This is a genomic window from Streptomyces sp. NRRL WC-3549 (genome assembly GCF_000721935.1).
Lineage (GTDB): Bacteria > Actinomycetota > Actinomycetes > Streptomycetales > Streptomycetaceae > Streptomyces.
On the sequence record NZ_KL585394.1, the window covers coordinates 109,792 to 112,023 of the forward strand.

At 73.2% G+C, this 2,232-nt stretch carries 3 protein-coding genes and 1 pseudogene; all 4 read left to right on the forward strand.

What is annotated here, in order from left to right:
- The coding region (locus IH13_RS0111160) for a type II toxin-antitoxin system antitoxin (protein WP_031083394.1) at positions 1-249 on the forward strand (249 nt) is incomplete at its 5' end.
- A gap of 116 nt (positions 250-365) precedes the next feature.
- The gene (locus IH13_RS0111165) at positions 366-890 is read left to right on the forward strand and encodes a PadR family transcriptional regulator (protein ID WP_031083396.1); all 525 of its coding nucleotides are present in this window, start codon (positions 366-368) and stop codon (positions 888-890) included.
- Complete coding sequence (locus tag IH13_RS0111170; protein WP_031083398.1) at positions 887-1,573, forward strand: ABC transporter ATP-binding protein; 687 nt, start codon at positions 887-889, stop codon at positions 1,571-1,573. The genes IH13_RS0111165 and IH13_RS0111170 overlap by 4 nt, the downstream gene beginning before the upstream one ends.
- Positions 1,570-2,232: pseudogene (locus IH13_RS0111175) on the forward strand (ABC transporter permease); the annotation flags it as partial. The gene IH13_RS0111170 and the pseudogene IH13_RS0111175, both read left to right, overlap by 4 nt.

The window sequence follows — 2,232 nt, forward strand, 5'->3', positions numbered from 1 at the left end:
GGCTCCGCCGGGACCCCCCGGCCCGCCGGCGCCGCCCGGCGGCAGCGGAAGCAGACGCTGCTGCGGCTCGACCCCGCGGTGCACGACGCGCTCGCCCGGTGGGCCTCGGACGAACTCCGCAGCGCGAACGCGCAGATCGAGTTCCTGCTGCGCCGGGCGCTGGCGGAGGCGGGGCGCCTGCCGCGCGGTGCGGCACCGATCCCCCGCCGGGGGCGGCCGCCGAAGGACGGGGGCAGCGAGGAGGGGTGATGCCGGGGCCCGCCCCCGGCATCACCCCTTTCCGCGACCGCACACCGAGAAGCCCCGACCGCACCCGTCCTGGGCGGTATACATGCGGCGTATACACACCGTGTACAGTGCTCCGCATGTCAATCGGTCACACCCTGCTCGGACTCCTGGAGTCCGGCCCGCGCCACGGCTACGACCTCAAGCGCGCCTTCGACGAGAAGTTCGGCCACGATCGCCCCCTGCACTACGGGCAGGTCTACGCGACCATGTCGCGCCTGCTCAAGAACGGCCTGGTCGAGGTCGACGGCGTCGAGAGCGACGGCGGCCCCGAGCGCAAGCGCTACGCCATCACCGACGCGGGGATCACGGACGTCGCGGCCTGGCTGGCGCAGCCCGAGAAGCCCGAGCCGTACCTCCAGTCGACCCTGTACACCAAGGTCGTCCTGGCCCTGCTCACCGGACGCAGCGCCGCCGACCTCCTGGACAACCAGCGTTCCGAGCACCTGCGCCTCATGCGCGCGCTCACCGACCGCAAGCGCAAGGGCGACCTCGCCGACCAGCTGATCTGCGACCACGCCCTCTTCCACCTCGAAGCGGACCTGCGCTGGCTGGAACTGACCGCCGCGCGCCTCGGCCAGCTCGCCGAGGTGGTCGCCCCGTGACCCCCGCCGGCTCCCTGCTCGTCGCCCAGGACCTCCACAAGGCCTACGGCTCGACGCCCGCGCTCGACGGCGCCTCGTTCTCCGTGCACCCCGGCGAGGTCGTCGCCGTCATGGGGCCCTCCGGCTCCGGCAAGTCCACCCTGCTGCACTGCCTCGCCGGGATCGTCACCCCCGACAAGGGCACCATCAGCTACGCCGGCCGTGAGATCTCCTCGATGTCCGACGCCGAGCGGAGCGCCCTGCGCCGCGGCGACTTCGGCTTCGTGTTCCAGTTCGGCCAGCTCGTCCCCGAACTGACCTGCCTGGAGAACGTGGCCCTGCCGCTGCGTCTGAACGGCACCCGGCGCAAGGCCGCCGAGCACACCGCCCGGCAGGGGCTGGAGCGCCTGGAGGTCGACGGCATCGCCGGCCGGCGGCCCGGCGAGGTCTCCGGCGGCCAGGGTCAGCGCGTCGCCGTGGCCCGTGCCCTGGCGGGCTCGCCGAAGGTGATCTTCGCAGACGAGCCGACCGGGGCACTGGACTCCCTCAACGGCGAGCGGGTCATGGAGCTGCTCACCGAGTCCGCCCGGTCCGCGAACACCGCCGTCGTCCTCGTGACCCACGAGGCCCGCGTCGCCGCCTACTCCGACCGCGACGTCGTCGTACGCGACGGCCGCGCCCGGGATCTGGAGTACGTCGTATGACCTGGCTGCGCGATCTCGGCCTCGGCGTACGGTTCGCCGCCGCGGGCGGCCGCGAGGGCTGGGCGCGGACCGCGCTCACCGCCGTCGGCGTCGGGCTGGGCGTGGCACTGCTGCTGGTCGCCTCGTCGGTGCCCCACCTGCTGGACTCGCGGTCCGCGCGGGGTGACGCCCGCGCGGAGTCCCGGTCCTCCAGGGACGCCGAGAACGCCGAGAAGTCGGACACCACCGTCCTGCGGATCGACACGGAGACCGAGTACCGGGGACGCACCGTCGGCGGGTTCCTGATGCGCGCGGAGGGTGCGCGTCCGCTCACGCCGATCGGCGTCACCGCCTTCCCCGGCCCGGGAGAGATGGTGGCCTCCCCCGCCCTGAAGGAGCTGCTGGCCTCCCCCGAGGGCGAACTCCTCAAGGAGCGCCTGCCCTACCGGATCACCGGGACGATCGGCGACGCGGGTCTGCTCTCGCCCAACGAGCTGTACTTCTACGCCGGCAGCGACACCCTCACCCAGGCCGCCGGCGCCCACCGGGTGACCGGGTACGGGTACGGCTCCCCCGACGAACCGCTCTCACCCGTCCTCGTCGTACTGGTCATCATCATCTGCGTGGTGCTGCTGGTACCGGTGGCCATCTTCATCGCCACCGCCGTACGGTTCGGCGGG

Bases quoted from the DNA above. Each gene is read 5' to 3' on its own strand.
- IH13_RS0111165 (WP_031083396.1), top strand. From the start codon at position 366: ATGTCAATCGGTCACACCCTGCTCGGACTCCTGGAGTCCGGCCCGCGC.